Here is a 26412-nt window from a genome sequence, read left to right as displayed (position 1 = left end):
CGACGGGGCGGGTCCCGTGACCCGCCCCGTCGTCGTCCTGTCCCGCGCGGAGTGGGCGCCGCGGTCGCACGCCCACGAGCAGCGCGCGGCGCGCCGCGCGGACCCGTTCGTGGCCCGCCGCCACCGCGGGCACAAGCACCCGGTCGAGGACTTCCTGTTCACCTACTACACCCTCAAGCCCGCGCAGCTGAAGCGCTGGCACCCCGGGGCGGGCACCGTGCTGCTGGACGCCGCGGACCGCGCCGGGGAGAAGTTCTACCGCGCGCTCACCGGCGCCGAGCTCACGGCCCTGGGGCTCAGCGCCCGGGACGGGGCCGTGACCGTCGACGACGACGCCCTCCGGGACCGGCGGGCCCCCGCGATCGACTTCGCCCGGGCGGTGCTGGGCGCGCACGCGGGCAACCCGGGCTTCTTCGGCTGCTTCGGCCTGCACGAGTGGGCGATGGCCTACCGCTCGGAGGACAACGACCTCCGCCACGAGCAGCTCGAGCTGCGGCTCGGGGCCGCGGGCACGGACGCCGTGGTGGAGTCCGCCCGGATCCGGTGCACCCACTTCGACGCGTTCCGGTTCTTCCAGCCGCAAGCCGTGCCGCTCAACGAGCTGCGGCCCACCCGGGAGTCCCAGCGCCGGATGGAGCAGCCGGGCTGCCTGCACGCCACCATGGACCTCTACAAGTGGGCGTACAAGCTCGTCCCGGGGATCCCCTCCGAGCTGCTCGTGGACTGCTTCGAGCTGGCGTGGGACGTGCGGGAGACCGACATGCGGGCCGCCCCCTACGACCTCTCCGGCTGGGGCTACGAGCCCGTGCGGATCGAGACGCCGGAGGGCAAGGCCGAGTACGTACGCCGGCAGCGGGAGTTCGCCCGGCGCGCCGAGCCGCTGCGCCGCCGGCTCGGCGCGGCCCTCGAGGTCCTCGACCCGGCCCGCGCCACCGACGGGGCGGCGGCGTGAGCGCGCCCGGGGAGCCCGCCGGCTGCTGGGAGCGGATCGTGGCGGTCTCCGCCGTGCCGGGCCCGCTCGACTTCGTGACGGCGCCCTCCAGCACGGGGCCGGTCCTCGTCACCCGTGACGCCGGGGGCGCGCTGCACGTGCTGCGCAACACCTGCACGCACCAGCAGGCCACCGTGTGCCGGGAGTCCGCCGGGCGCGCCGAGACGTTCGAGTGCCCCAACCACTTCTGGGTCTTCGCCGCCGACGGGCGGTTCGTGGGGTCCCGCCTGGCCCTGGCTGCCGGCCGGGAGGCACCGCCGGACCCCGCCAAGGACCTCCTGCGGGCGGCGGCGGTCGACGTGGTCGAGGGCTGGGTCGTGGCCCGCTTCGGCTGAGGCGGGGTCAGTGCGGCGCGGGCGCGCCGTCGTCGTCGCGCCGCTGCCGCCCCGCGAGCCAGGCCTGGACGTCCGAGCGCCGGATGCGGCGGTGGCTGCCCCGGTACTGCACGGGCAGGGCGCCCTCGGTGGTGAGGTTGCGCAGATAGGTGGCCGAGATCCCGGCGAGCGCGGCCGCCTGCGAGGTGGTCAGCAGGTCCTCCGGGGAGTCGGGGGCGGCCCCGTCCTCGCCGTGGCGGGCGAGCCAGGCCTGGACGTCCGCGCGCCGGATCCGGCGGTGGCTGCCCCGGTACTGCACGGGGAGGACGCCCTCCGTGGTGAGGTTGCGCAGATAGGTGGCCGAGATCCCCGCGAGCGCGGCCGCCTGCGAGGTGGTCAGCAGGTCCCCGGGGTCCGCCGGCGGCTCCGCGGCGGACGTCACCGTGACGGTCTCCCCGCGGGTCATCCGGGAGAGGAGGTCCACGACGGCGTCGCGCGCCCCCTCCGGCAGGCGCAGGGAGGTGCCGTCCACGAAGACCGTCACGTCCCGGGCCTCGAGGGCGTCCGCGAGCCGCTCGGCCTCCCGGCCGCTGAGTCCGGGGGTGGTCGTCGCTGGGTGCTGGGTCATGGGCCCATTGTTCCAGCACCGCCCCGTTCCCCTCCGCCGGCGGCGGACCGGGCTCGGTCCGTCCCGCGCCGCCAGCGGAGGACGGCGAGCCACAGCAGCACCCCCGCCAGGCCCATCGTGCCGGGCACGAGCACGGGGGACGGCCCGACGGCCCCGCTGGTCGCCGCCCACAGCCGGGCCGCGCCCGACATCGCGTCCCAGGCCTCGGCGTACCGCGGGTCCAGCGGTCCGGCCCGCAGGTTCGCCAGGACGTGCTCGTAGACGCCGTAGGCGCTGCCGAGCACGGAGACGACCGCGGCGACCCGCACGGTGCGGGCCGTCCCGGTGGTGCGCCGCACCAGCCACGCCACGGCCCCGAGCAGCAGCACGGCCAGCACCGCCCACGGCACCAGCTGGGCGGGTCCCTGCCAGTGCCGCAGCATCGCCAGCTCGGTCAGGGCGCCGAGAACCGTGCCGATCCCCAGCAGGGTCAGGACCCGGCGGTAGACCGAGACCAGGCGTGCGTCGTCGGTGCGGGCCCCTGCGGTCTGCGGTGCGGTGCTCATGGCACCACGGTCTACCGGACACGCCTTGGAGAATCCCGGGGGGCCCACCGCCCGGGCGGCCTGCCGGCGGGTGACCCCTACCACACCCGGCGGGCGGTCCGGGCCCGGCACGACCGGCGTGCCCGAGCCGATAGAATGGCTGACGTTCGCCGGATCCCGGCCCGCTGCTCGACCCTCAGGAGTTCCCCGATGGCCCGCATTGTTGTCGACGTCATGCCCAAGCCCGAGATCCTCGACCCGCAGGGGAAGGCGATCGCCAACGAACTGCCCCGCATCGGCCTGGACGGCTTCGCCGGTGTCCGGCAGGGCAAGCGCTTCGAGCTGACCGTCGACGGCGAGGCCACCGAGGACGCGCTGGCCCAGGCCCGCGAGGCCGCGGAGAAGCTGCTCTCCAACCCCGTCATCGAGGACGTCGTGCGCGTGGCCGTGCTCGACGAGACCGAGGAGAACTGAGCATGGCCGGTCTCGAGACCCCCCTCATCGCGGACCTCTCCGGCCCCGCGCCGGACGCTGGGCTCGCCGGCGCGCGCGTCGGCGTCGTGACCTTCCCCGGCACCCTCGACGACCGCGACGCGGCGCGCGCCGTGATGCTGGCCGGCGGCACCCCCGTCCCCCTCTGGTACGCCGACGAGGACCTGCAGGGCGTCGACGCCGTGATCCTGCCCGGCGGCTTCTCCTACGGCGACTACCTGCGCGCCGGGGCCATCGCCCGGTTCGCCCCCATCATGGCGCCGATCATCGACGGCGCGAACGCCGCGGGCACCTCCGGGTCCGCCCCGCTGCCGGTCCTCGGGATCTGCAACGGCTTCCAGATGCTCACCGAGTCGCACCTGCTGCCGGGTTCCATGATCAAGAACGAGCGCCTGAAGTTCCTGTGCCGGGACCAGCGCCTGCGCGTGGAGAACAGCACGACCGTGTGGACCACCGAGTTCGAGCAGGGCCAGGAGATCGTGGTCCCGCTCAAGAACCAGGACGGCCAGTACGTGGCGGACGAGCGGACCCTCGACGCCCTCGAGGCCGAGGGCCGCGTGGTCTTCCGCTACGTCGGGGGCAACCCCAACGGGTCCCGGCGGGACATCGCCGGGATCTGCAACGCCGGCGGCAACGTGGTGGGCCTCATGCCGCACCCCGAGCACGCGGTCGAGCCGGGCTTCGGCGCGGACTCCTCGGCCTCCGGCGAGGTCGGCATGCGCGACGGCACGGACGGGCTGGGCCTGTTCGTCTCCGCCCTCAAGGCACTGGTCAAGTAAGGGACACCGAGCACTCCATGAGCGACAAGCACTTCAACCTGGACACCGTCGAGCACGCGACGGCCACCCCCGACACCGAGCTGCCCTGGGCCGAGCTGGGCCTCAAGGACAACGAGTTCGAGGAGATCAAGAAGATCCTCGGCCGCCGGCCCACCGCCGCGGAGCTCGCCATGTACTCGGTCATGTGGTCCGAGCACTGCTCCTACAAGTCCTCCAAGGTCCACCTGCGCCAGTTCGGCGAGAAGGTCACCGAGGAGATGAAGAAGGACCTGCTGGTGGGCATCGGCGAGAACGCCGGCGTCACCGACCTCGGGGACGGCTGGGCCGTGACCTTCAAGATCGAGTCCCACAACCACCCGTCCTACGTGGAGCCCTACCAGGGCGCCGCCACGGGCGTCGGCGGGATCGTGCGCGACATCATCTCGATGGGCGCCCGGCCCGTGGCCGTCATGGACCCGCTGCGCTTCGGGGCGATCGACCACCCGGACACCGCCCGCGTGGTGCACGGCGTGGTGGCGGGCGTGGGCGGCTACGGCAACTCCCTGGGCCTGCCCAACGTGGGCGGGGAGGTCGTCTTCGACTCCTGCTACCAGGGCAACCCGCTCGTCAACGCGCTCGCCGTGGGCGTGATGCGCCACGAGGACATCCGCCTCGCCAACGCCTCCGGCGTGGGCAACAAGGTGGTGCTGTTCGGCGCCCGCACCGGCGGCGACGGCATCGGGGGCGCCTCCGTGCTCGCCTCGGAGTCCTTCGACGACGCCAAGCCGTCCAAGCGGCCGGCCGTCCAGGTGGGCGACCCGTTCGCGGAGAAGGTGCTCATCGAGTGCTGCCTCGAGCTGTTCAAGGGCTCCCTCGTGGAGGGCATCCAGGACCTGGGGGCCGCGGGCATCTCGTGCGCCACCTCGGAGCTGGCCTCCAACGGGGAGGGCGGCATGCACGTGGACCTGACCCAGGTGCTCCTGCGCGACCCCACCCTGACCCCGGGCGAGATCCTCATGTCGGAGTCCCAGGAGCGCATGATGGCGGTCGTGACCCCCGAGAAGGTCGCCGCCTTCGAGGCCGTGATGGACAAGTGGGACGTCGAGCACTCCTGGATCGGCGAGGTCACCGGCACCGGCCGGCTCGTGATCGAGTGGGACGACGAGGTCATCGTCGACGTCGACCCCCGCACCGTCGCCCACGAGGGCCCCGTCTACGACCGGCCCTACACCCGGCCCGCGGACCAGGACCGGCTCCAGGCCGACCGCTTCGCCGGATCCCCGGCCGACGCCGGGCGACCCTCGGGCGCGGAGCTCAAGCACGCCGTCCTCGAGCTCATGGCCTCCCCGAACCTCTGCGCCAAGGACTGGGTCACCGACCAGTACGACCGCTACGTGCAGGGCAACACCGCCATGGCGATGCCCGACGACGCCGGGGTGGTCCGCGTGGACGAGGAGACCGGCCTCGGCGTGGCCCTGTCCACCGACTGCAACGGCCGCTACGCCTACCTGGACCCGTACGCCGGCGCGCAGCTGGCCCTGGCCGAGGCCTACCGCAACGTGGCCACCGCCGGCGCCCGCCCCGCGGCCGTCTCCGACTGCCTGAACTTCGGCTCCCCCGAGGACCCGGAGACCATGTGGCAGTTCGCCGAGGCCGTGCGCGGGCTCGCCGACGGCTGCCAGCAGCTGGGGGTGCCCGTGACGGGCGGCAACGTCTCCCTCTACAACCAGACCGGCGGCGTGGCCATCCACCCGACGCCCGTGGTGGCGATGCTGGGCGTGCTCGACGACGTCCGGCGGCGCACGCCGTCGGGCTGGCGCGAGGACGGCCAGGCGATCTACCTGCTCGGGACCACCCGGGACGAGCTGGACGGCTCCGAGTGGGCGAACCTGCGCGGGCACCTCGGCGGGCTCCCCCCGGCCGTGGACCTCGCCCAGGAGAAGCTGCTCGGCGACCTGCTGATCAACATGTCCCGCGACGGCATGATCGACGCCGCGCACGACGTCGCCGAGGGCGGCCTCGCGGCGACCCTCGCCGAGATGGCGCTGCGCTTCGACACCGGTGCGCGCATCGGGCTGGGCGAGGTGTGCGAGCGCGACGGCGTGGACCTGTTCACCATGCTCTTCTCCGAGACCCAGGGACGGGCCGTGGTGGCCGTGCCGCGCAGCGAGGAAGTACGGTTCAAGGACATGTGCACCATGCGCGCCTATCCGCACACGCGGATCGGCGTGGTGGACACCGAGAACCGCGCGCTGGACGTGCAGAGCGAGTTCGGCATCGGCCTGGACGAGCTCCGCACCGCGCACGAGGGCACGCTGCCGAAGCACTTCGGCTGATCCGCCGGGGGCGGATCCCCGCCCCCGGCACCCCGCTCCACGGATCCACCCAGTCCACCCTCGGCACCCGGACCCGCAGAAAGCAGCACCAGCATGACTGAGGACCTCGAGGCCCAGCGCCCCGCACCCGTCCTGGAGACGGAACGGCTCCTGCTCCGCCCCTTCACCGCCGAGGAGCTCGACGCCGTGGCGGCCGGCGAGCACGGCGCCCACTTCGCCCACGGCTTCCCGACCGCCGAGGACATGGACTTCGCCCGCGAGTCCCTCATGGCCGGGGGCTACTTCTTCACGGAGTCCGTGTACGCGCGGATGGCCGTCGTGGAGAAGTCGACCGGCGAGATCGTCGGCACGGCCGGCTTCGTGGGCCCGCCGATCGACGACGAGCTCGAGATCGTGGGCTCCCTCGCCGCGGACCGCCGGAACCTGGGCTACGCGCAGGAGGGCATCACCGCGCTGCTCGGCGTCGCGTTCGCGGACCCCGCGGTCACCGGGGTGCGCGCCAGCGTGCCCGGGGACAACGCGCCGGCCGCGCAGGTGCTCCTCGCCGCGGGCTTCGTCCACCGCGAGACCCCCGGCCCGGAGACCGACTACGTCCTGCCGCGCCCCGCGTAGACCGCGCGGCGCCGGAACCTAGACTGGCGAGGTGATCCCGGCCCTGTTCCCCTTCAGCGGCATCCCCGCGCACCTCCTCCCGGAGACCGCGACGATCGTCGTGCTGGTGCTGGGGCTGCTCATCAACCTGGTGGCCCTGGGCTGGATCCCGCACAATCGGCGGCCCTCCGTGGCCCTGGCCTGGCTGCTCGCGATCTTCCTGCTGCCCTACGTGGGGATCCTGCTGTTCCTGGCCATCGGCTCCGCCAAGCTGCCGAAGAAGCGGATGGCGATGCAGGCGAAGATGAACGACGTCATCCGCGAGAACACCCCGGACCTCCACATCCTGGGCAACACGGACGAGGAGCTGCCCGAGTGGGTGGCCTCCACCGCGGCCCTGAACTACAAGCTCGGCGCCCTGCCCATGGTCGGCGGCAACTCCTTCGAGATCCTCACCGACAACCACGAGGCGATGCGGATCATGGCGGACGCCGTGGACAGGGCCCGGGACTACGTCCACTTCGAGTTCTACATCGTGGCCATCGACGACGCCTCGCGTCCCCTCCTGGAGTCCCTTGTGCGCGCCCACCGGCGGGGGGTGCGGGTGCGGGTGCTCATCGACCACCTCGGCTCCGTGGGCTACCCGGGGTACCGGGGGATGATCAAGCGCTTCGACGAGGCCGGGCTGCCGTGGCAGCGCATGCTGCCCGTCCGGCCGTGGAAGGGCGAGTGGCAGCGGCCCGACCTGCGCAACCACCGCAAGATCCTCGTGGTCGACGGCTCCCTGGCCTACACCGGGTCGCAGAACATCATCCACCGCTCCTACAACAAGCGCCGGAACCGCCGGAAGGGCCTCGAGTGGAAGGACCTGATGCTCGAGTGCACCGGTCCCGTGGTCGCCGAGCTCAACGCCCTGTTCACGAGCGACTGGTACTCCGAGACCGGCGACCTCCTGCTCGACGAGGCCGCCCGCGACCTCCCGGACACCCAGGGGCCGGTCTTCGCCCAGGTCGTGCCCTCCGGCCCCGGGTTCGAGACGGAGAACAACCTGCGCATGTTCAACCATCTGATCTACAACGCCAACGAGCAGATCGTCATCGCCAGCCCGTACTTCGTCCCGGACGAGTCGCTGATGCACGCGCTGACCACCGAGGCGCAGTCCGGGGTGGACGTGCGGCTGTTCGTGGGCGAGACCTCGGACCACTTCCTGGCCTACCACGCCCAGAACTCCTACTACCAGGAGCTCGTCGAGGCCGGCGTGAAGATCTACCGGTACCGCTCCCCCACCGTGCTGCACGCCAAGTTCGTGCTCGTGGACGACTACGTCTCCGTGATCGGCTCGTCCAACATGGACGAGCGCTCGTTCGCCCTGGACCTCGAGGTCTCCGTGTTCATCGCGGACCGGGACTTCCGGCGGCGGATGGATGCGGTGGTCGCCGAGTTCCTCGAGGCCAGCACCCTGCTGGACTTCGACGCGTGGAACCGTCGGCCGCTGTGGCACAAGTACGCCGACAACGTGGCCCGGCTGACCTCGGCCCTGCTCTGAGGGGCCGAGCCCCCGCTCAGACCTCCAGGACGCCGCGCACGATCGAGTCCCCCGAGTGCGTCGGGTCGCCGTCGATCGGCTCGTTCGAGACGTCCACGACCGGGAACTCGCCGACGTCCAGGTTCTCGGGCAGCACGAACACGGCCTCGTCCCCTGCCATCACGCCGAGGCTGACCATCCGCTGCGCGTCGGGGGCGAGCAGCCAGACCTCCTTGAACCCGTCCACGTCGGCGGGGTCGGTCCGCACCACCAGCTGACGGGTCCCGTCCGAGCGCTCGTCCACCTCCGCCGAGCCGCGGGCGGTGTAGCCGGCGAGGGGCTCGAGCTCCGCCGTGGCCAGCACCGTGGGGTCCGGCTCAAGGCCCAGGCGCTGCGCGCCCCAGACCGAGACGCCGCCCACGAGCAGCGCCGCGGCGGCCGCGGCGGCGGCCAGGGGGTACGGCACCCCGCGCCGGGGCCTGCGCCGGCGGGCGTCGAGGTCGACGACGGTCGCCCCGCCGCGCCCTGCGCCGTCGTCGCCCCGCGGGCCGGCCGCGGAGCCCGTGGGGGCGCCGACGGTGCCGGCGCTGTCCTCGGCGGCGGTGTCGCCGCGGGCGCCGTCCCGGGTGCCGGCGAGCGGATCCGCCGCGACCTCGTCGGAGAGGCCCAGCTCGGCGTGGATCGCGGCCCAGACACCGGGGCCGGGCGCCGTCACGGCGGGCGCCTCGGCCCGGCCGGCGTGCACGACGCGCTGCAGGGACGCGAGCTCGGCCGTGCAGTCCGGGCAGGAGGCGACGTGCTCCCGGCTCTGGGGGTCGAGGGCCTCACCCAGAGCCAGGAGCGTCAGCGACTCCTCACTCAGGTGTGCCATGACCGTCTCCCAATCGTGTTCGTAGGTTCGTGAGGCCGCGCCTCAGATGACTCTTGACCGTGCCGAGGGGCAGGTCCAGGTGCTGTGCGATCTGCTGGTGCGTGAGCTCCTCGTAGAACGCCAGCGCCATGATCGTCGACTTCGGGGGCCCGAGCCGCTCGACCTCCGCCCGCACCACGAGCCGGTCCACCAGCAGGTCCGACTCCTCGTGCCGCGGCTCCCGGTCGGTGCGCACCGCGTCCGCCTGGCGCCGCTCCGCCTCGCGGCCGGCGGTCCTCGCGGCGTCGGCGATGCAGTTGCGCGCGATCCCGATGAGCCAGGCGGGGGCCGAGGAGTGCTCGGGGCGGTAGCCGGACCGGTACTTCCACGCCCGGATGAAGACCTCCTGCACCACGTCGTCGGCACCCGCGTCGTCGCGCAGCGCCCGGAGGGCGAGACCCCGGATGACCCCGGCGCAGTGCCGGTACGCGGCACTCAGCGCCTGCTCGTCCCCCGCGGCGAACGCGGCGTCGAGCTCGGGTCCCCAGTCCGGGGGCGGCGGCGGCATCGTGGAAGGGCTCCTTGTGGGGCGGAGGTCGTGGTCGCGGGCGGCCGGGCGGTGCCCGGGCGCACGAGTCGTGCCCAGCCTAGTGGACCCCGGCCATCCGGTCATGCGCCTCTCGCCTCCCTCCGCCGCTCAGGGCACCGGGACCGCCCGCAGCACCACGTTGTCCTCGTAGTCCCCGATCTCCTCGAGCCACTCCCCGCCGCACGTCACGAGGTGGAGCACCGGCTCGCCGGTCCGGCGGAACAGGTCCGCCTCCGCGAGGGACTTCTTGTGCACGTGCTGGACGGACTCGGTGCGGTAGCGCTGGACGCTCCCGTCCGCGCGCTCCACGCGGACCTCCGCCCCGACCGGCACGTCCTTGAGCTGCGCCATCGGCGTGACCTCGGTGAGGGTGTCGACGTGGCCGGCGACGACCGCGGCGCCCTCGTCCGCCCCGGGGGACGGACCGTACCGGTACCAGCCCAGCTCCACGTGGTTGTCCGGGATGGTCATGGCCCCGTTGTCCTCGACCCCCACCGGGACCACCGGCATGTCGATCGGGGAGCCGTCCACGACCACCCGCACGGGGGCGGGTACCTTCTCGGCGGGCGCCTGGGTGGCGGGAGCGACCGGGATCTCCGCGGGTGCCGCGGCGGACTGCGCCGGGGCCTCCGCGGAGACCGGACGGTCGAGGCCGGCAATTGCCGGCACCGCCTCCTCGCCCTGGTACGGTCCCGCCGCCAGGGAGTTCGCGGGCGGCACGGCCCCGCTCTCCGGGAGAGCGGTGACGGCCGCTGCCGCGAGCAGGGACACCGAGGCGACCGCCCCGGCACCCACCGCCGCCAGACGACGACGACGGGTGCCGGGAGTTGTCGGTCCGGGCGCGCGGTGGGCCGCAGCCTGCCGCGCACCCGGACCGTGCCTGTCAGGACCGCTCACTACCGGCGGTTCCCCGCGAGCACCCGGCGGGCACCGTACGCCGCGCCGATCAGCCCGAGCGCACCGGCGGCCGCGAGGCCGGCGGTCAGCATCGTGCGCTGCTCCTGGGCCGCGAGGCCGGACTGGCCGCCCGGCACGGCCTCGGGCGCCTGCTCCATGCCCTCCAGGGTCTGGACGGCGAGGTCCAGGTTCCCGGCCTCGAGGGAGCCCCACGCGTACACGATGTTGTGGGTGCCCTCGGCGAGCTCGAGATCGGCGGGGCCGATGACGGGCTCGGTGGTGCCCGCGGCGGCCACGGACGCCGAGACCGTGCCGGCGTCGACCGGGAGGGTCTCCTCGTTCGGGTTCTCGAGCCCGGTGATGATCGCCTGGTCGCCCGCGAGGACGTCCACGGCCGGGGCCGCGGCCACGTGCCGGACGGTCAGGTGCGACTTCCCGGCCTCGATCTCGGACATGTCGTTGGTGAACAGCGCGGCCGTGGGGTTGCCCTCGGCGTCGAGGTGGGCCGCGGCCGTGTAGCTCATCCCGGTCTGCAGATCGGCGGTGACGGGACCGATGATCGGCTCCGAGGCGTCGGCGGCGTCGGGGGCCGTGATGGCCAGGTCGTAGCTGCCGGCGGGCAGCTCCAGCGGGCCGGCCAGGGTGCCCGGCTCGAAGTCGTCGAGGGTGAGTTCACCGTTGACGTAGACGTCCACGACGGTGTCGGGGACGCCGTGGAGCACGGAGAGCTCGGCGTGCTCGGCGGCGAACGCCGGGCTCATGCTGAGGGCACCGGCACCGAGGCCGAGGACTGCTGCGGCGGAAAGGGTCTTGCGCATGGTAACTGCTCCTTGAACGGGCTCCCTGGCGGAAGCGGAATCGACCTTGCACCCGTACTACCGCCGTGGACCCCTCCGTGGATGCAGCAGGTCACATTTTTTCCGGGAAGTTTTTCCGGGCCCGTTCCGCACCACCATGAAGAGGGCGGCGCCGTGGCCCGCGCGGCGATCCCGCTGCTCCGGGCCTCCGGACGGGACGCGATCGTCAACGTGGCCTCCGAGGCGGCCCTGCGCGGCTCCGCCGCGGGCGCGGCCTACACCGCCTCCGAGCACGCCGTGGCCGGGCTGACGAAGAGCACCGCCCTCATGCACGCCGCGGACGGCATCCGCACCAACGCGGTCGCCCCCGGCGCCACGGCCACGGCAGAGCAGGTCGCCGCCGTCATCGCCTTCCTCGCGAGCGACGACGCCTCCAACGTCAACGGCGTGATCATGCCCTCGGACGGCGGCTGGTCCGCGGTGTGACGCACCGCGCGGGGTCCTTGCCCCCGCGCGGTGCGCGGCTCACTCCTCCTCGAGCGTGGAGACCTCCTGCGGCTCGTCGAGCACGACCTCCTGGTCCTGCTCCACGAGGTCGTCGGGGTTCGCCTCGAGGGAGGACGCCTCCGAGCGGTCGGGCGCGTGCACCGGAGCCTCCTCGTCCTGGTCGTCGAGATCCTGCTGATCGGCGTCGATCGACTGCTCGAGCCGGTCGGCCTCGTCGTACTCGGGTACGTCGCTCATGACTGCCTCCTGCGTCGTGGGACCTGCGGGACCACCGGCCGTGGGGCCGGTCGTGTGCCTCCGACCCTACTCGTCGGGTCGTCTGTTCCCAGCCCCCTGGTGGTCGGATAACGTGGTCTGCACCACAGGAAGCACCGCTCAACAGCAGGAGTTGTCGATCATGACGAGCCGATTCCACCGCTACGCCGAACTGTTCAAGAGCAAGGGCCCCTGGTGCACCGTGTACACGGACATCAGCACCGGCACCGTCGACTCGCTGCACGCCATCGACGTGCTTCCGGAGAACATCTGCCGAGAGCTGGAGCGCCAGGGTGCGAGCAAGGCCGACCTCGCCGCGGTGGAGGCCGCCGTGCGCCCGGCCGAGGGCGTGCCGGACCCGGTGTGCCGGTACCTGCTGGTGCGCGGAGGCACCGTGGAGATCGACGAGGTCCTCCCCGGGCCCCGGGCCGGCAGCGGTGTCGTCCAGGTGGAGGACGTCCCCGATCTCACTCCCCTGTTCCGGCACCGCCCGGACGACTTCCCGTACGTGGTCGCCGAGGTGGGCCGGGACGGCGGCGAGATCTGCCTCCAGCACGCCAGCCGCGTCCGGGCCGCGGACGAGCAGCAGATCGAGGGCGAGACCGAGCACCTGAAGAAGTTCCCCGGGGGCGGCTGGTCGCAGGGGCGCTGGCAGCGGCACACGGAGGACGTGTGGCGGCGCAACACCGAGCAGGTGGCCGAGCAGATCGACAAGGTCGTGGCCGAGAGCGGGGCCCAGCTCGTCGTCCTGGCCGGGGACCTGCGGGCCCGGGGCCTGGTCGAGGAGCAGCTGTCCAAGGCGAGCCGGGGGATGCTGAGCGTCGTGGACGCCAACACCCGGGCGGAGGGCAGCAAGTCCGCCGACTTCGACCACCAGGTCGAGGAGCGCGTGGCGGAGGTCGTGGCGCACCGCCAGCAGGCGCTGCTCGAGCGGCTCGCCGAGCAGCAGGGACGCGCGGACCCCACCGCCGTCTCGGGGATGGCGCCCGTGGTCTCCGCCCTGCAGCAGGCCCAGGCGGAGACGCTGCTGATCGACGACACCCACCTGGACACGGAGCAGCAGCTCATCGCCCTGGACGCCGAGCCGTGGATCGCCCTGGAGGAGTCGGAGGCCGTGGGCGCCGGCGTGCTGGGCCGGGTCTCCGCCGACGCCGCGCTGGTGCGCGCCGCGGTGCTGACCGACGGCCGCCCCGTCTTCGTGCCGCCGGGGGCGCTGCCCCACGGCACGGACGTCGCGGCCCTGCTGCGCTGGAGCGCCGCACCGGCGTCCTGACGCGGCACGGACGAGGGGCCCCCGCACGCGGGGGCCCCTCGTCCGTGCCCTGCCCCGTGCTCCCGGCGGAGCCGCGGGGTCAGGGGACGGGGGTCAGAGGGCCAGCTGGCGGGCGGGGGTGTCCGCGGCGGAGGGCCTGCCCGCGTAGGCGCCCCGGAACGCGGCGGCGGGGTGGGTGCCGAGCACCTTGGTCTGCCCCTTGCCGTAGAGGTTCTCGCGCAGCGTGGTGCCCTCGTAGCCGGTGCGGTAGCGGCCGCGCTTCTGCAGCTCCGGCACGACCCACTCCACGAAGTCCTCGAACGAGCCCGGGGACACGTGGTAGGCGAGGTTGATGCCGTCCAGCCCGCCCTCGTCGATCCACCGCTCGAGCTCGTCGGCCACGGTCTGCGGGGACCCGACGATCGGCACGCCCATGCCGCCCATCGAGATGTGCTTGGCGACCTCCTTGATCGTCCACTTCTTGTGCGGGTCGGCCGTGGTGAAGGGGGTCAGGAAGGACTGGATCGAGTCGGTCTTGATGTACTCCAGGACGTCGTTCTCGTCGTAGCGGCCCAGGTCCAGCCCGGACCAGCCGCCCACGAGGCCCAGCGCGCCGTCGGTGTCCGCGTACCGCTCGTAGTCGCGGCGCTTCTGCTCGGCCTTCGCGTCGGTCTCGTCGACGATCACGTGCAGCATGGCGAAGATCTTGAGGTCGTCCCGGTTCCGCCCGCCGGCCTCCGCCTCGTCGCGCAGCTTGTCGGTCACCACCCGGGTCAGGTCCGGGCGGATGCCGCCCACGAACACCGCCTCCGCGTGGCGGCCGGCGAACGCCCGCCCGCGGGAGGAGGCCCCGGCCTGGAAGATCAGCGGCGTGCGCTGCGGGGACGGCTCGGTCAGCCCGATGCCGGGGACGTCGAAGTACCTGCCGTGGTGCTGGATCGGGTGGACGAGCGCCGGGTCGGCGAAGACCCCGTTGACCCGGTCGCGCCGGACCGCGCCGTCCTCCCAGGAGCCCTCCCAGAGCTTGTAGCAGACCTCCATGAACTCCTCGGCGATCTCGTAGCGCTCGTCGTGGGAGATCTGCTCCGTCAGCCCGTGGTTCTCGGCGGCCGACTTCAGGTAGGACGTCACCACGTTGAAGCCCATCCGGCCCTTCGTGAGGTGGTCGAGGGTCGCGAACTTCCGGGCGAGCGGGTACGGCTGCTCGTAGGTGATCGCGCTCGTCACGCCGAAGCCGAGGTGCTTCGTCACGGCCGCCATCGCGGAGATCTGCATGAAGGGGTCGTTGACCGGGATCTGGGTGGCGTCCCGGATCACCGGGGCCGCGGAGTTCTGGTAGACGTCGTAGTACCCGACGACGTCCGCGAGGAACAGCGCGTCGAAGAGCCCCTTCTCCAGGACCTGGGCGACGTCCGTCCAGTACTCGATCGTGTTGTACTCGTCCGCCCGGGAGCGGGGGTGCTTCCACAGACCGGGGGCCTGGTGGCCCACGCAGGTCATGTCGAAGGCGTTCAGGGCGATGCGCTTGCTCATGGGGTGTTCCTCCCGGGTCGATGCCGACCCGCGCCCGTGCGTCGTGGAGACCTGCCCGCGGGTCCGACGCACTGGTGGGCGCCGTACTTGCCGCGGAACACGTGCACCGCGGCCCGATGTTCATCTGGGGCACCCCGCTACGGGAGAGGGTTGCCGCCCGACCAGCCAGAGCTTCGTGTCGGGACTCGTCATCGTCGTCGGGGGACAGCTTAGCGGGTGGCCCCTGACCGGGTGCAACCCCTGTGCGGTCCCGCCGCACGGGGACGGTCCCGGCCCGCATCGGGCCTGCGCCCACCCGGTTCGGGCGGCTCCGCCGGGTCGCTCAGCCGGGTCGTTCAGCCGGGCGGGGCGAGCGGCGGGGTCCGGCCCGGGTCCAGGGTCCAGCCCCGCCGGAGCAGGGACCGGAGCTCGATCAGGGGGCAGGTGTCCATGACCACGTCGAGGCCGGCCCGCTCCGCCCGGGCGGCGGCGTCCTCGTCGACGACGCCCAGCTGCAGCCACACCGCGGCGGCGCCCACGGCGATGGCCTGGTCCACCACCGCGCCGACGCGGCGGGAGTTCACGAAGCAGTCCACCACGTCGATCGGCCCCGGGACCTCGGCGAGCGTGCGGTGGCCGGGCTCGCCGTGCACCGGCTCGCCCTTCGGGTTGACCGGGACGATCGTCATGCCGAGGTCGTCCCGGATCCGCTTCGCCACCGAGTGCGCCGGACGGGCCGTGTTGCCGGTCAGCCCCACCACGGCCCACCGGCCGGGCCGTGTCATGAGGCGGTCGATGACGGCGGGGTCGTTGCGGCTCATGCCCCCAGCCTGGCACGGAACCCGTTCCCCCTCCTTCTTCCTCCGCGGGATTGCACGTGTCGGCGACCTCGCGGAGGGGGGAGGGTCAGGAGAAGAGCGGCAGGAGGTCCGCGTGCGCGCCCAGCTCCGCACGCTCCTGGGCGGTCAGCTCCGCCCGGCCGGTGCCCACGCGGGCGAAGTGCTCGTCGCTCCAGTGCTCGAGCGGTTCCCGCTCCCACAGGTCGGTGAGGACCCGGCGGACCTCGGCGAGCCCGTCCACGGCGGGACCCGGGGAGCCGTCCAGGTGCTGGATCAGGTCCAGGTGGTGGACCGTGGCCTCCACCGCGAGGGTGCTCAGCAGGTCCTCGACGCCCAGCACGTGCCCCTGGGTGCGGACCGCGCCGTCGCCGCAGTGCTGCGCGGCGTGCACGAGCGCCCGGGTGGTCTCGCGGTGGAGGGCGCGCACCGGCTCCCAGTCCAGGACCATGGACGCGGCCACGCGGGTGTGGCGCCGGGCCTCGGCGGCCCCCGCGGGATCGCCGCCCCAGTCGGTCCAGTAGGTCGCGGCGTCCCGGTCGGGGCGGGCGGTGGTGGGCGTGTGCAGCGCGACCAGCCCCCGCAGGGCGTCCATCGCGCAGTGGTGGGTGAGGTCCCGGACCGACCACCCCGGGCAGCCCGTGGCGGCCCAGGAGTCGTCGTCGCCGAGCCCGTCGAGGACCGCGCCGAACGCCGCGCAGGCGTCGCGCACCAGGTCCGCCCGGGCCGGGCTTCTGCGGCTCGTCATGGGTCCATGGTGGGGCACGGAGGGCTCCCGTGCCAGCGATGTGTCGCGATCACCACGGATGCGACGGATTTGCCAGGGAACACGCCGAGGACGTTCAATTGGTGGTGTAACCATCCGGAGCGGCTGAGAGACCTGGCTCGTCGACGTCGCAGCAACCGGCACGGATCCGTCTGATCCTCCGTGCGAGGTGCTAATGCCAGGACCGATGGAGTTGATCATGAGCACTTCCCTGCTGGGCTCTGCGCCGGCCACCGCACCGGGCACCGCGAAGCGCGCCTTCTCCGTGGCCTTCGAGCGCGTCGGCAAGGCCTTCCCGTCCGGCCGCGAGACCCACTACGTCCTGCAGGACGTCGACGTCACGGCCCGGCCCGGCGAGGTCCTGGCGGTCCTGGGGCCCTCGGGGTGCGGCAAGTCCACGCTGCTGCGGGCCGCCGCGGGGCTCGACACCGCCTCGGCCGGACGGGTGCTCATCGACGGCACCCCCGTGTCCGGCATCGACCCGCGCTGCGCGGTCGCCTTCCAGGAGCCCCGCCTGCTGCCGTGGCGCTCGGTGCGCGAGAACGTCCGCCTGGGCCTGCCCCGCGGACTCCCCCGGGACGAGGGGGACGCCGTGATCGACGACCTGCTGCGCCTGGTGGGGCTCACCGCGCACGCCGGCCACCGTCCCCGCGCGGTCTCCGGCGGCATGGCCCAGCGCGCGTCCCTGGCCCGGGCCCTGGCCCGCAATCCCGGGGTCCTGCTGCTCGACGAGCCCTTCGGCGCGCTCGACGCCCTGACCCGCCTGCAGATGCAGGACCTGCTGCTCACGATCCACGCGGCCCAGCCCACCACCGTCCTGCTCGTCACCCACGACGTCGACGAGGCGCTGCAGCTCGCGGACCGGATCGTGGTCCTGGGCCGGACCGGGCCCACCGCCCCGGCCTCGATCAGCACGATCCTCGCCGTCCCCGGCGAGCGCCCCCGGGACCGGGCCTCCGAGGTCCTCGCCGAGCTGCGCGTGCAGCTCCTCGGCCACCTCGGCGTCGACACCCACCACCCCGCGACCCGCTGACGCGGCCCGCCCCCACCCCGACTCCCCTCCCCGGACCAGCGGCGGCACCCGCCCGCGCCGCCCGGCACCGTCCGTCCACCACGAAAGGCTCCGCCATGCCCCTGCCCCAGCGCTCCGTCCGCACCGTCCCCGCACTCGCCGCCGTCCTGGCCCTGGGCCTGACCGGGTGCATGGCCGGTGAGGGCTCCGGTGAGCCGCCCGCGGAGGCCGCCGGGGACGGCACCGTCCGCGTGGACTGGGCCACCTACAACCCGCTCTCCGTGGTGATCAAGGAGAAGGGCTGGCTCGAGACCGCGTTCGCCGAGGAGGGCATCGAGGTGGAGTGGGTGCAGTCCGCCGGGTCGAACAAGGCCAACGAGGCGCTGCGTGCGGAGGCGGTGGACATCGGCTCCACCGCGGGCTCCGCGGCGCTGCTGGCCCGCAGCAACGGCACCCCGATCCGGGTGATCGACCTCTACTCGCAGCCGGAGTGGTCCGCCCTGGTCACCACCGCCGGCAGCGAGGTGCAGGAGGTCGCGGACCTCGAGGGCCGCACCGTGGCCGCGACCAAGGGCACCGACCCGTACTTCTTCCTGCTCCAGGCCCTCGACGAGGCCGGTGTGGACGCCGGGGACGTCACGATCCAGAACCTGCAGCACGCCGACGGCCGCGCCGCCCTGGAGAACGGCCAGGTGGACGCCTGGTCCGGGCTCGACCCGATCATGGCCGCCGCGGAGGAGAACGGCGCGGAGCTGTTCTACCGCAACGTCGACTTCAACACCTACGGCTTCCTCAACGCCCACGAGAGCTTCCTCGAGGAGCAGCCCGAGGCCGCCCAGACCGTGGTGGACGTCTACGCCTACGCCCGGCAGTGGGCGCAGGAGAACACGGAGGAGACCGCGCAGCTGCTCGCCGAGGCGGCCGGGATCGAGCTGTCCGTGGCCGAGAAGGTGCTCGAGCGCACCAACCTGGACATCGACCACGTGCCGGGCGACGAGCAGCTGGCGGTCCTCGAGAAGGTCGGGCCGATCTTCGTGGAGTCCGACGACGTGGCCGGCCAGGAGCAGATCGACGAGGCGCTCGGGAGCATCGTGGAGAGCTCCTACGCCGAGAACGCCGACGCGTCCCGCGCGGCCGAGCTGGTCGGGGCCGGGCAGTGACGCAGCCCCTGTCCCCCGCCGAGGAGGCGGAGCGGTTCGACGACGCCCCCGCCGCGGCCCCCCGGCGGCGGCCGCTGCTGCGCACCGGCCTGGGCCTGCTGCTGCCCGCCGCGCTGCTGCTGCTGTGGCACGTGCTGTCCACCGCCGGGGTCTTCAGCGCCGTGCAGCTGCCGGCCCCGCTCGCGGTGCTCGAGGCCGGGATCGGCCTGCTGGCCGGCGGGGACCTGTGGACCCACGTGGGCATCTCGACCCAGCGCGTGCTGATCGGCTTCCTGATCGGCGCCGGGCTCGGCCTCGTGGCCGGGTCCTTCATCGGCCTCTCCCGCTGGGGCTCCACACTGGTGGGCCCCACGATCGGGGCGTTCCGGGCGGTGCCGTCCCTGGCGTGGGTGCCGCTGCTGCTGCTGTGGATCGGCCTCGGCGAGGACTCCAAGGTCACGCTGGTGGCCATCGGCGCGTTCTTCCCGGTCTACACCACCGTCTCCGCGGCCCTGCAGCACGTGGACCGCAACCTCATCGAGGCGGCGCGGGCGTTCGGGCTGCACGGGCTGCGCCTGCTCACCGCGGTGCAGCTGCCGGCCGTCATGCCGTCGGTCATCTCGGGGCTGCGCCTGGCCCTGGCCCAGGCGTGGCTGTTCCTCGTGGCCGCCGAGCTGCTGGGCGCCTCCATGGGCCTGGGCTGGCTGCTCACCGACTCGCAGAACAACGGCCGCACCGACCGCCTGCTCCTCGCCATCGTGCTGCTCGCGGTGCTCGGCAAGGCGACGGACGCGCTGCTGGGGGTCTTCGAGAAGTGGGCCGCCAAGAAATGGGCCTGACACGTGCGCCTGGCACAGTGGAACCGTCGTCCGTGCCGGCCGGAAAGGACAGCAGCACCGTGAGCTTCAGCTGGAGCGACCCCTCCTCCCCCACCCCCAATCCCGCCCTGGTCTCGGACGAGGCCCGGATCGCCTTCTGGGAGGCGCAGGCGTCGCGCCTCGACTGGGCGCGGCCGTGGACCACCGCGCACCGCTTCGAGGCCCCGCGGCGGCTCGGGACGGACGAGCAGGGCGGCCCCACCTGGTCGGTCCCGGAGATCGCGTGGTTCGAGGGCGGCAGGCTCAACGTGGCCCACAACTGCGTGGACCGCCACGTCGAGGCCGGCCGCGGCGCCCACGTGGCCCTGTACTTCGAGGGAGAGCCCGGGGACCGGCTGGTCTACACCTACGCCGACCTGCAGCGGGAGGTCTCCCGCGCCGCCAACGCCCTGCTCGCCCTGGGCGTGGAGCAGGGCGACCGGGTGGTGATCTACCTCCCCGTCATCCCGGAGACCGTCATCATCACGCTGGCCTGCGCCCGCATCGGCGCGGTGCACTCCCTGGTCTTCGGCGGGTTCTCCGCCGAGGCGCTGCGCTTTCGCGTCGAGGACACCGGCGCCAAGGTCCTCGTGACCACGGACGGGCAGCACCGGCGCGGCGCCGTGGTGCCCGTGAAGGCCGTGGCCGACGAGGCCTGCAGCGGTGACAACGCGGTCGAGCACGTCGTCGTCGTGCGCCGCACCTCCCGGCCCGGACGCACGGACCTGCCGCGGGGCACCCGGGGGACGCACTCCAAGGAGGAGGACGCGGTCCCGTGGACGCGCGGGCGGGACGTGTGGTGGCACGAGCTGATCGCCGACCAGTCCGACGTGCACGTGCCCGAGGCGTTCGACGCCGAGACGCCGCTGTTCATCATCTACACCTCCGGGACCACCGGACGGCCCAAGGGCCTGGTGCACACGATGGGCGGCTACCTCGTGCAGACCGCCTACACCCACGCGCTGCTGTTCGACCTGCTGCCCGACGTCGAGGACGAGGACGGCGTGCTGCGCCCGGACGAGCTGGCCACCGTCAACGACCCCGCGAAGGTGGACTCGACCGTCCACTGGTGCACCGCGGACCTCGCGTGGGTCACCGCGCACACCTACGAGATCTACGGGCCGCTGGTCAACGGCGTGTCCGAGGTGATCTACGAGGGCACCCCGAACACCCCGCACTGGGGCCGGCACTTCGAGGTGGTCGAGCGCTACGGGGTCACCGCCTACTACACGGCGCCCACGCTGATCCGCTCCCTGATGGGCGCGTTCCCGAAGGGCGTCCCGCCGCTCTACAACCTCAACTCGATCCGGCTGCTCGGCTCCGTGGGCGAGTCGATCAACCCCGAGGCCTGGCGCTGGCTGCGCGCGCAGCTGGGCAGGGACGAGGTGCCGTTCGTGGACACGTGGTGGCAGTCCGAGACCGGCGCCACCGTGATGTCCCCGCGGCCGCACGACCCCCAGTTCGCGCCCCCGGGGACGTTCGACGACGGAGCCCCGCGCACCGCGCTCAAGCCCGGCTGCGCGACCCGGGCGGTCCCGGGGATCTCCACCCGCGTGGTCGACGAGGCCGGGGAGACGGTCCCGCCCGGGGTGCAGGGCTTCGTGGTGGTGGACCGGACCGGTCCCTCGATGGCCCGCACCGTGTGGGGCGACCCGCAGCGCTACCTCTCCTCCTACTGGCAGGCCTACGCCGAGCAGGGCTGGTTCCTCGCCGGGGACGGCGCCCGCTACGACGAGGAGGGGGACATCTACATCCTGGGGCGGGTCGACGACGTCATCAACGTCTCCGGGCACCGGCTGTCCACCATCGAGATCGAGTCGGCGCTCGTCACCCACCCGTGGGTGGTGGAGGCCGGCGCGGCACCGGTGCGCGACGAGCTGACCGGGCACGCGGTGCTCGCCTACGTGGTGCTGACCCCCGAGGCCGCCCGGGTCCCGGCGGAGGAGCTGACCGCTGCCCTGCGCGAGCACGTGGCGCACGAGATCGGGCCGATCGCCAAGCCGCGGGCGGTCGTGGCGGTCCCCGACCTGCCGAAGACCCGGTCCGGGAAGATCACCCGGCGGCTGCTCGCGCAGCTGTGGGAGGGCGCCCCCCTCGGCGACCGGTCCTCGCTGCAGAACGAGGAGTCCCTCGAGCGCATCGCCGACGTCCTGGCCGCACGGCGCTAGCCCCCGCCGCGAGGGGTCGCTTCCGGCGCTCCTCCGGCCGCGGGGGGTCGCTTTCGGTCGGAATGAGCTGCTCGCACCGGCGGAAAACGACCCCTCGCGCCGCCGCGGAGGCGGGAAACGACCCCTCGGCGCGGCTCCGTGACGGTCCGCGACCCCCTCCGCAAGGACGTTGAGACTTGTGACGTCTCAGCCCGCACCGCCCCTAGGATGAATGCCGTGAACGACTCCCCCCGCCCCGCAGGCACGGCCCGCTCCGCGCCGGACGGGCTGCTGCCCGCCCTGCCGAACACCGACCTCAAGCTCGCGATGGCCGCCTCCGGCGCCCTGTTCTCGGGCTACGTGCTGGTGCACATGCTGGGGAACCTGAAGGTCTACCAGGGCGCGCAGAAGTTCGACGCCTACGCCGAGCTCCTCCGCACGGCGGGCGCCCCCGTGCTGCCGCGCGGCACGGTGCTCTGGGCGGCCCGCGGCGTGCTCGCAGCCGGCCTCGTGGTCCACACGGGCGCCGCCGCGGTGCTCACCGCGCGGTCCTGGGCGGCGAACGGGACGCTGCTGCCGCGCACCGGCCGGCGTCCGCGGGGCCGTCGTCGCTCCCCGTGGACGGTGGCGAAGCGCTCGATGCGCAGCACGGGCGGCGTGCTCGGGCTGTTCACCCTCTTCCACGTGCTCGACCTGACCCTGGGCGCCCGGCCCGCCGCGGCCCGGGGCTTCGAGCACGGCAGCGCCCACGCCAACCTCGTGGCCAGCCTCTCCCGCCCGCCGGTGGCCGCCGCCTACGCCCTGTCCATGGCGGCGCTGGCCGCCCACCTGGTGCACGGCATCCCGGAGATCGCCAATGACGTGGGCGTGGGCGGTGACCGGCGCTTCCAGCGGCGGCTGCGGATCGCCGCGAACGCGTTCGGCGCCGCGGTGGCCGCCGGCAACACCACGATCCCGGTGGCCGTGCTGACCCGCGCGGTGCGCTGAGCCCCGTGGCCGCCCTTCCCCGCCTGCGGGACGACCTCCCGCGGGACGCCCTGCTGCGGGACGACGTCCTGCAGGACGACCTTCTTCGAGACGACTTTCTTCGAGACGACAAGGACCCGAGCGAGTGAGCACCTTCTCCCTGACCGTGGACGTGTGGCGCCAGCCCTCCCCGGAGGAGCCCGGGGACTTCACGGCCTACGACGTCCCGGACGCGAGCCCGGACATGACCGTGCTCGAGCTGCTCGACCGGATCAACGCGCAGCTGGAGGCCGCCGGAGAGGACCCGGTGGTCTTCGACGACGGGTGCCGCGAAGGGGTCTGCGGCAAGTGCGGGGTGACGGTCGACGGCGTGGCGCACGGCCCCGAGCGCAACGCCGCGAGCTGCATGCAGCACCTGGGGGCCTACCGGGACGGGGACCGCGTGCGCATCGAGCCGTTGCGGGCGGCGTCCTTCCCGGTCAAGCGGGACCTCTCCGTGGACAAGAAGGCGCTGCGCCTCGTGGCGAAGGCGGGCAAGTTCCCGGTGGCGATGAAAGCCCTGGCCAACGGCGGCTGCATCAGCTGCGGGGCGTGCGTGGCGTCCTGCCCCAACGGGTCCGGCCAGCTGTTCGTGGGCACGATGCTGCGGGAGCTGCCGCCGCTGGCCAAGGACGACGCCGAGCGCCGGGAGCGTTCCGCCCGGGTGATCGACGCCTCCGAGGAGCAGTTCGGGCCCTGCTCCCTGCTCGGCGACTGCGTGGAGGTCTGCCCGGCCGGGCTGCCGATCGAGAACCTCTCCGCGGTGGCGCAGGAGAACCTGCGCAACCGTTTCCCGCGCCGGAGCAGGGACGCCCCGGACCCCGGATGACCCGGCGCGGCGCGCCTTGCCGCCCGGTGACGTGACTGCTACCTTTCGGGCACGCCCCCGAGACCATGAGGTGGATCACATGAGCGAGCGCCCCGGAAAGATCGTCCCCGAGCAGGGCGAGTTCGACTACGAGCCCGACGACCGCGAACCTGCCCGCCCGGCGGCGAAGACCTGGCTCTTCCGCGGCCTCGGCCTGCTGCTGGCCTTCCTGGTCTGGTTCCTGCTCGGCGGCGCGGACGTCTCGGCCGACGCCCGGGTGGTGGGTGCGGTCGCCACGCTGATGGCGGTCTGGTGGATGACCGAGGCGGTGCCGCTGTCCATCACCTCGCTGCTGCCCATCGTGCTCTTCCCGGTGCTCACGGCGCTCACCGTGGCCGAGACGACCGCACCCTACGCCAACCCGATCGTGTTCCTGTTCCTCGGCGGCTTCCTGATCGCGATCGCGATGCAGAAGTGGAACCTGCACCGCCGGATCGCGCTGCTGACCCTGCGCCGGGTGGGCACCCACCCGCGGCAGATCATCCTCGGCCTGATGATCTCCACAGCCTTCCTCTCCATGTGGGTCTCCAACACCGCGACCACGCTGATGATGCTGCCGATCGGGCTGTCCGTGCTGACCCTGGTGGTCGAGAACAGCCGCAACGCCGGCACCCGGGCCGAGACCGAGGCCATGGGCGAGGACATCCGCGGCGGCAAGGCCATCAGCGACGTCATCGACGATCGCGACGTGCGCCTGTTCGGCGTGGCCCTGGTCCTGGCGATCGCCTGGGCCGCCACCATCGGCGGCCTCGGCACCCTGCTGGGATCCCCGCCCAACGCCATCGTGGCCGGCTACATCAGCGACGAGCTGGACCGGACCGTGGGCTTCGCGCAGTGGATGATGCTCGGCGTGCCGATCGTGGTGGTCTTCATCGGCCTCGCCTGGCTGCTCATCACCCGCGTCATCTTCCGCTTCAACCTGGCGGAGGTGCCCGGCGGCAAGGAGCTGATCAACGAGGAGATCGCCGCCCTGGGGCCCATGAGCAAGGGCGAGAAGACCGTGCTGGCCGTGTTCGTCATCGCCGCGTTCTTCTGGATCGTCCCGGGGCTGCTGTCCGGCATCGGCACCATCGGCGAGCAGCTGCCCTGGCTGGACCTCTTCGACGACACGGTGGTCGCCATCGGCGCCGGCGTGCTGCTCTTCCTGCTCCCCGGCGACAAGCAGGGCAACATGACCCTGGAGTGGAAGGACGCCGAGGAGGGCCTCCCGTGGGGCGTGCTCCTGCTCTTCGGCGGCGGCCTGTCGCTCGCCGCGGCCGTGGCCGGCACGGGCCTGGACGCCTGGTTCGGCGCGCAGGTCTCCGGGCTCGGCGCGCTGCCGATCGTCCTGCTGCTCGCGGCGGTGGTCACGATCGTCCTGCTCCTGACCGAGATCACGTCCAACACCGCCACGGCGGCCACGTTCATCCCGATCCTGGGCGGCGTCGCCGTCGGCATCGGGGTGGACCCCATGACGCTGCTCATCCCGGCGGCGCTGGCGGCCACGTGCGCGTTCATGCTCCCCGTGGGCACCCCGCCCAACGCCATCGTCTTCGCCACCGGCCAGGTCAAGATCGCCGAGATGGTGCGCGGCGGCATCGTCCTCAACATCGTGGGCGTCATCCTGATCACGATCTTCACCGTGCTCATCGGGCCCTTCGCCCTGGGCCTGGTGATCTAGCCCGTCCTCGTCCCGGCGCAGGGGGGCCCGTGGTGTCCACGGGCCCCCCTGGTCGTGCCACCTCCTGCGTCAGGGGGCGTCGGTGCACCGGGCCAGCACGGCCTGCGTGAACTGCTCCGTGCTCGCCGTCCCGCCGAGGTCCCCGGTCAGGGTGCCGCCGGCCATGGTCTGCTCGAAGGAGGACTCCAGGTGCCGGGCCGCCCCGGTCTCCCCGAGGTGGTCCAGCATCATGGCGGCCGCCCACATCGTGCCCACGGGGTTGGCGATGCCCTGTCCGGCGATGTCGGGGGCGGAGCCGTGCACCGGCTCGAACATGGACGGGTGGGTCTTCTCCGGGTTCAGGTTCGCGCTGGGGGCGACACCGATCGAGCCGGCGGCCCCGGCGGCGAGGTCGGAGAGGATGTCGCCGAAGAGGTTGGAGGCGACGATCACGTCGACGCTCCGCGGCTTGAGGACCATCCGGGCGGCCAGCGCGTCGATGAGGACCTTCTCGACCGTCACGCCCGGGTACTCGGCGACCGTGGCCTCCACGACCTCGTCCCAGAACGGCATGGTGTGGATGATGCCGTTGGACTTCGTGGCCGAGACCAGCCGGCCCGTGCGGCGCTGGGCCAGCTCGGCGGCGTAGCGGGCGATCCGGGTGACGCCGGCGCGGGTGAACACGGACTCCTGGACGGCCATCTCCTCGGGCCGGCCGCGGTAGAGCCGGCCGCCGACCTCGGAGTACTCGCCCTCGATGTTCTCGCGGACGACGACGAGGTCCAGCTCGTCGAGCCCGCGCAGGGGCGAGGTCACGCCCGGGAGGATCCGGATCGGCCGGAGGTTGACGTACTGGTGGAACTCGCGGCGGATGGGGATCAGCAGGCCCCACAGGGTGACGTCGTCGGGGATGTCCGGGGCGCCCACCGCCCCGAGCAGGACGCCGTCGCCGGAGGCGAGCTGCTCGATGCCGTCGACGGGCATCATCCGGGAGTGGGCCCGGTAGTGGTCGGAGCCCCACCCCCGCTCGCGCCAGTCGACGGTGAAGCCGTGCGCCTGCGCCAGCGCGTCGACGCAGCGCAGCGCGGACGGCATGACCTCCTGGCCGATGCCGTCACCGGCGATCACGTCGATGGTGTAGTGCCGTGTCCTCGTCACCAGGTCCTCCGCAGCGTCGTGGGCGCGGGAAAGGCGGGCGCCTTCCGCGCATGGCGCAGATCATAGCGCTCCGGCCGGCCCGCCCGGGGTGCGGGCGGCGCCGCCCCGGGCCGGCGGTTGGCGCGGGGCGGCCCCGGGCAGCACAATGGGAGGCAGCCATCCCGAGC

The 26412-nt window shown here is 73.2% G+C and carries 27 protein-coding genes, 1 pseudogene and 2 riboswitches; of the genes and pseudogenes, 17 read left to right on the top strand and 11 right to left on the bottom strand.

The genetic code is table 11. The annotated features are described in order from the left end of the window. The first annotated feature begins 16 nt into the window (after positions 1-16). On the top strand, positions 17-952 hold the full coding sequence (locus EQG70_RS03695; RefSeq protein ID WP_109268510.1) for a 3-methyladenine DNA glycosylase: 936 nt from the start codon (positions 17-19) through the stop codon (positions 950-952). Next, the gene (locus EQG70_RS03690; protein WP_109268511.1) at positions 949-1326 is read left to right on the top strand and encodes a Rieske 2Fe-2S domain-containing protein; all 378 of its coding nucleotides are present in this window, start codon (positions 949-951) and stop codon (positions 1324-1326) included. Before EQG70_RS03695 ends, EQG70_RS03690 begins: the two co-directional genes overlap by 4 nt. A 7-nt stretch (positions 1327-1333) precedes the next feature. Here the strand turns inward: EQG70_RS03690 and EQG70_RS18870 are convergent, their stop codons facing one another. Both EQG70_RS18870 and EQG70_RS03680 read right to left on the bottom strand, forming a co-directional pair. Beyond that, entirely contained in the window at positions 1334-1933 is a 600-nt protein-coding gene (locus EQG70_RS18870; protein ID WP_109268512.1) for a helix-turn-helix domain-containing protein, read from the bottom strand. Then, positions 1930-2478 (bottom strand): hypothetical protein, encoded by a 549-nt coding sequence (locus tag EQG70_RS03680; RefSeq protein WP_052132983.1) that lies wholly within the window; start codon positions 2476-2478, stop codon positions 1930-1932. The genes EQG70_RS18870 and EQG70_RS03680 overlap by 4 nt, the downstream gene beginning before the upstream one ends. 189 nt (positions 2479-2667) lie before the next feature. Here EQG70_RS03680 and purS point away from each other — a divergent pair, with 189 nt between their 5' ends. From purS to cls, 5 genes are all read left to right on the top strand, one after another. After that, positions 2668-2931, top strand: coding sequence for a phosphoribosylformylglycinamidine synthase subunit PurS (gene purS / locus EQG70_RS03675; protein WP_031283211.1), 264 nt, complete (start codon positions 2668-2670; stop codon positions 2929-2931). Between the two features lie 2 nt (positions 2932-2933). Continuing rightward, the gene (gene purQ, locus EQG70_RS03670; protein WP_109221748.1) at positions 2934-3728 is read left to right on the top strand and encodes a phosphoribosylformylglycinamidine synthase subunit PurQ; all 795 of its coding nucleotides are present in this window, start codon (positions 2934-2936) and stop codon (positions 3726-3728) included. A 17-nt stretch (positions 3729-3745) separates the two neighbouring features. Then, on the top strand, positions 3746-6043 hold the full coding sequence (gene purL / locus EQG70_RS03665) for a phosphoribosylformylglycinamidine synthase subunit PurL (RefSeq protein ID WP_017833875.1): 2298 nt from the start codon (positions 3746-3748) through the stop codon (positions 6041-6043). A gap of 93 nt (positions 6044-6136) precedes the next feature. Continuing rightward, positions 6137-6655, top strand: coding sequence for a GNAT family N-acetyltransferase (locus tag EQG70_RS03660; protein ID WP_109268513.1), 519 nt, complete (start codon positions 6137-6139; stop codon positions 6653-6655). 31 nt (positions 6656-6686) lie between these two features. Further along, positions 6687-8180 (top strand): cardiolipin synthase, encoded by a 1494-nt coding sequence (cls, locus tag EQG70_RS03655; RefSeq protein WP_109268514.1) that lies wholly within the window; start codon positions 6687-6689, stop codon positions 8178-8180. A gap of 16 nt (positions 8181-8196) precedes the next feature. Here cls and EQG70_RS03650 read toward each other — a convergent pair whose 3' ends face one another. The 4 genes from EQG70_RS03650 to EQG70_RS03635 all read right to left on the bottom strand — a co-directional run bounded on the left by EQG70_RS03650 (position 8197) and on the right by EQG70_RS03635 (position 11313). After that, positions 8197-9030, bottom strand: coding sequence for an anti-sigma factor (locus EQG70_RS03650; protein ID WP_109268515.1), 834 nt, complete (start codon positions 9028-9030; stop codon positions 8197-8199). Then, positions 9014-9577: an RNA polymerase sigma factor gene (locus EQG70_RS03645; protein ID WP_035927855.1), complete on the bottom strand. Its 564-nt coding sequence runs from the start codon at positions 9575-9577 to the stop codon at positions 9014-9016. Before EQG70_RS03645 ends, EQG70_RS03650 begins: the two co-directional genes overlap by 17 nt. A gap of 129 nt (positions 9578-9706) precedes the next feature. Then, positions 9707-10393, bottom strand: coding sequence for a class F sortase (locus EQG70_RS03640; RefSeq protein WP_052132985.1), 687 nt, complete (start codon positions 10391-10393; stop codon positions 9707-9709). Positions 10394-10494: 101 nt separating this feature from the next. Next, positions 10495-11313 (bottom strand): DUF4397 domain-containing protein, encoded by an 819-nt coding sequence (locus tag EQG70_RS03635; RefSeq protein ID WP_035927860.1) that lies wholly within the window; start codon positions 11311-11313, stop codon positions 10495-10497. Positions 11314-11466: 153 nt separating this feature from the next. Here EQG70_RS03635 and EQG70_RS03630 point away from each other — a divergent pair. Then, positions 11467-11778 (top strand): annotated as a pseudogene (locus EQG70_RS03630) (SDR family oxidoreductase); the annotation flags it as partial. A 39-nt stretch (positions 11779-11817) separates the two neighbouring features. On the opposite strand, the gene EQG70_RS03625 reads toward EQG70_RS03630, so the two are convergent. Continuing rightward, complete coding sequence (locus tag EQG70_RS03625) at positions 11818-12036, bottom strand: hypothetical protein (protein WP_017833866.1); 219 nt, start codon at positions 12034-12036, stop codon at positions 11818-11820. A 160-nt stretch (positions 12037-12196) separates the two neighbouring features. Here EQG70_RS03625 and EQG70_RS03620 point away from each other — a divergent pair, with 160 nt between their 5' ends. Continuing rightward, complete coding sequence (locus tag EQG70_RS03620) at positions 12197-13327, top strand: baeRF2 domain-containing protein (RefSeq protein WP_017833865.1); 1131 nt, start codon at positions 12197-12199, stop codon at positions 13325-13327. A 93-nt stretch (positions 13328-13420) separates the two neighbouring features. Here the strand turns inward: EQG70_RS03620 and EQG70_RS03615 are convergent, their stop codons facing one another. The 3 genes from EQG70_RS03615 to EQG70_RS18715 all read right to left on the bottom strand — a co-directional run bounded on the left by EQG70_RS03615 (position 13421) and on the right by EQG70_RS18715 (position 16402). Further along, a complete protein-coding gene (locus EQG70_RS03615) occupies positions 13421-14839 on the bottom strand; it encodes an LLM class flavin-dependent oxidoreductase (RefSeq protein WP_017833864.1) in 1419 nt (472 codons plus the stop codon). Between the two features lie 78 nt (positions 14840-14917). Further along, positions 14918-15032: riboswitch (SAM riboswitch) on the bottom strand. A gap of 142 nt (positions 15033-15174) precedes the next feature. Further along, the gene (locus EQG70_RS03610) at positions 15175-15639 is read right to left on the bottom strand and encodes a CoA-binding protein (RefSeq protein WP_017833863.1); all 465 of its coding nucleotides are present in this window, start codon (positions 15637-15639) and stop codon (positions 15175-15177) included. Between the two features lie 85 nt (positions 15640-15724). Continuing rightward, positions 15725-16402 carry a maleylpyruvate isomerase N-terminal domain-containing protein gene (locus EQG70_RS18715; RefSeq protein WP_109268518.1) on the bottom strand — a complete coding sequence of 226 codons (678 nt, stop codon included), beginning with the start codon at positions 16400-16402 and terminating at the stop codon, positions 15725-15727. A 107-nt stretch (positions 16403-16509) separates the two neighbouring features. Further along, positions 16510-16614, top strand: a riboswitch (SAM riboswitch). Between the two features lie 5 nt (positions 16615-16619). Between EQG70_RS18715 and EQG70_RS03600 the strand changes: the two genes are divergently transcribed. The 8 genes from EQG70_RS03600 to EQG70_RS03570 all read left to right on the top strand — a co-directional run bounded on the left by EQG70_RS03600 (position 16620) and on the right by EQG70_RS03570 (position 25108). After that, the gene (locus EQG70_RS03600) at positions 16620-17453 is read left to right on the top strand and encodes an ABC transporter ATP-binding protein (protein WP_109268572.1); all 834 of its coding nucleotides are present in this window, start codon (positions 16620-16622) and stop codon (positions 17451-17453) included. Positions 17454-17548: 95 nt separating this feature from the next. After that, positions 17549-18592: an aliphatic sulfonate ABC transporter substrate-binding protein gene (locus EQG70_RS03595; RefSeq protein WP_017833860.1), complete on the top strand. Its 1044-nt coding sequence runs from the start codon at positions 17549-17551 to the stop codon at positions 18590-18592. Then, positions 18589-19410 carry an ABC transporter permease gene (locus EQG70_RS03590; protein WP_109268519.1) on the top strand — a complete coding sequence of 274 codons (822 nt, stop codon included), beginning with the start codon at positions 18589-18591 and terminating at the stop codon, positions 19408-19410. The genes EQG70_RS03595 and EQG70_RS03590 overlap by 4 nt, the downstream gene beginning before the upstream one ends. Before the next feature lie 59 nt (positions 19411-19469). Beyond that, entirely contained in the window at positions 19470-21596 is a 2127-nt protein-coding gene (locus EQG70_RS03585; RefSeq protein WP_109268520.1) for an AMP-binding protein, read from the top strand. A gap of 207 nt (positions 21597-21803) precedes the next feature. Then, complete coding sequence (locus tag EQG70_RS03580; protein ID WP_241975613.1) at positions 21804-22562, top strand: succinate dehydrogenase/fumarate reductase transmembrane subunit; 759 nt, start codon at positions 21804-21806, stop codon at positions 22560-22562. Between the two features lie 5 nt (positions 22563-22567). Continuing rightward, positions 22568-22690, top strand: a complete 123-nt coding sequence (locus EQG70_RS18710; RefSeq protein WP_017833856.1) for a hypothetical protein — start codon at positions 22568-22570, stop codon at positions 22688-22690. Next, positions 22687-23409 carry a 2Fe-2S iron-sulfur cluster-binding protein gene (locus EQG70_RS03575; RefSeq protein ID WP_017833855.1) on the top strand — a complete coding sequence of 241 codons (723 nt, stop codon included), beginning with the start codon at positions 22687-22689 and terminating at the stop codon, positions 23407-23409. Before EQG70_RS18710 ends, EQG70_RS03575 begins: the two co-directional genes overlap by 4 nt. Before the next feature lie 79 nt (positions 23410-23488). After that, positions 23489-25108: an SLC13 family permease gene (locus EQG70_RS03570; protein ID WP_109268521.1), complete on the top strand. Its 1620-nt coding sequence runs from the start codon at positions 23489-23491 to the stop codon at positions 25106-25108. A gap of 69 nt (positions 25109-25177) precedes the next feature. Here EQG70_RS03570 and EQG70_RS03565 read toward each other — a convergent pair whose 3' ends face one another. Continuing rightward, positions 25178-26245, bottom strand: a complete 1068-nt coding sequence (locus EQG70_RS03565; RefSeq protein WP_109242965.1) for a tartrate dehydrogenase — start codon at positions 26243-26245, stop codon at positions 25178-25180. Positions 26246-26412 lie beyond the last annotated feature (167 nt).

It is taken from the genome of Kocuria rosea (genome assembly GCF_006094695.1).
GTDB lineage: Bacteria > Actinomycetota > Actinomycetes > Actinomycetales > Micrococcaceae > Kocuria > Kocuria rosea.
This window is presented reverse-complemented; position numbering and strand designations above follow the sequence as displayed.

Excerpts from the sequence above, each read along its gene's own strand:
- EQG70_RS18715 (WP_109268518.1), bottom strand. The coding sequence starts at position 16,402 with ATGACGAGCCGCAGAAGCCCGGCCCGGGCGGACCTGGTGCGCGACGCC.
- EQG70_RS03650 (WP_109268515.1), bottom strand. The coding sequence starts at position 9,030 with ATGGCACACCTGAGTGAGGAGTCGCTGACGCTCCTGGCTCTGGGTGAG.
- EQG70_RS03580 (WP_241975613.1), top strand. The coding sequence starts at position 21,804 with ATGAATGCCGTGAACGACTCCCCCCGCCCCGCAGGCACGGCCCGCTCC.
- EQG70_RS03615 (WP_017833864.1), bottom strand. The coding sequence starts at position 14,839 with ATGAGCAAGCGCATCGCCCTGAACGCCTTCGACATGACCTGCGTGGGC.
- EQG70_RS03595 (WP_017833860.1), top strand. The coding sequence starts at position 17,549 with ATGCCCCTGCCCCAGCGCTCCGTCCGCACCGTCCCCGCACTCGCCGCC.
- EQG70_RS03635 (WP_035927860.1), bottom strand. The coding sequence starts at position 11,313 with ATGCGCAAGACCCTTTCCGCCGCAGCAGTCCTCGGCCTCGGTGCCGGT.
- EQG70_RS03660 (WP_109268513.1), top strand. The coding sequence starts at position 6,137 with ATGACTGAGGACCTCGAGGCCCAGCGCCCCGCACCCGTCCTGGAGACG.
- EQG70_RS03680 (WP_052132983.1), bottom strand. The coding sequence starts at position 2,478 with ATGAGCACCGCACCGCAGACCGCAGGGGCCCGCACCGACGACGCACGC.
- purL (WP_017833875.1), top strand. The coding sequence starts at position 3,746 with ATGAGCGACAAGCACTTCAACCTGGACACCGTCGAGCACGCGACGGCC.
- EQG70_RS03625 (WP_017833866.1), bottom strand. The coding sequence starts at position 12,036 with ATGAGCGACGTACCCGAGTACGACGAGGCCGACCGGCTCGAGCAGTCG.
- EQG70_RS03620 (WP_017833865.1), top strand. The coding sequence starts at position 12,197 with ATGACGAGCCGATTCCACCGCTACGCCGAACTGTTCAAGAGCAAGGGC.
- purS (WP_031283211.1), top strand. The coding sequence starts at position 2,668 with ATGGCCCGCATTGTTGTCGACGTCATGCCCAAGCCCGAGATCCTCGAC.
- EQG70_RS03600 (WP_109268572.1), top strand. The coding sequence starts at position 16,620 with ATGAGCACTTCCCTGCTGGGCTCTGCGCCGGCCACCGCACCGGGCACC.
- EQG70_RS03645 (WP_035927855.1), bottom strand. The coding sequence starts at position 9,577 with ATGCCGCCGCCGCCCCCGGACTGGGGACCCGAGCTCGACGCCGCGTTC.
- EQG70_RS18870 (WP_109268512.1), bottom strand. The coding sequence starts at position 1,933 with ATGACCCAGCACCCAGCGACGACCACCCCCGGACTCAGCGGCCGGGAG.
- EQG70_RS03570 (WP_109268521.1), top strand. The coding sequence starts at position 23,489 with ATGAGCGAGCGCCCCGGAAAGATCGTCCCCGAGCAGGGCGAGTTCGAC.
- EQG70_RS03610 (WP_017833863.1), bottom strand. The coding sequence starts at position 15,639 with ATGAGCCGCAACGACCCCGCCGTCATCGACCGCCTCATGACACGGCCC.
- purQ (WP_109221748.1), top strand. The coding sequence starts at position 2,934 with ATGGCCGGTCTCGAGACCCCCCTCATCGCGGACCTCTCCGGCCCCGCG.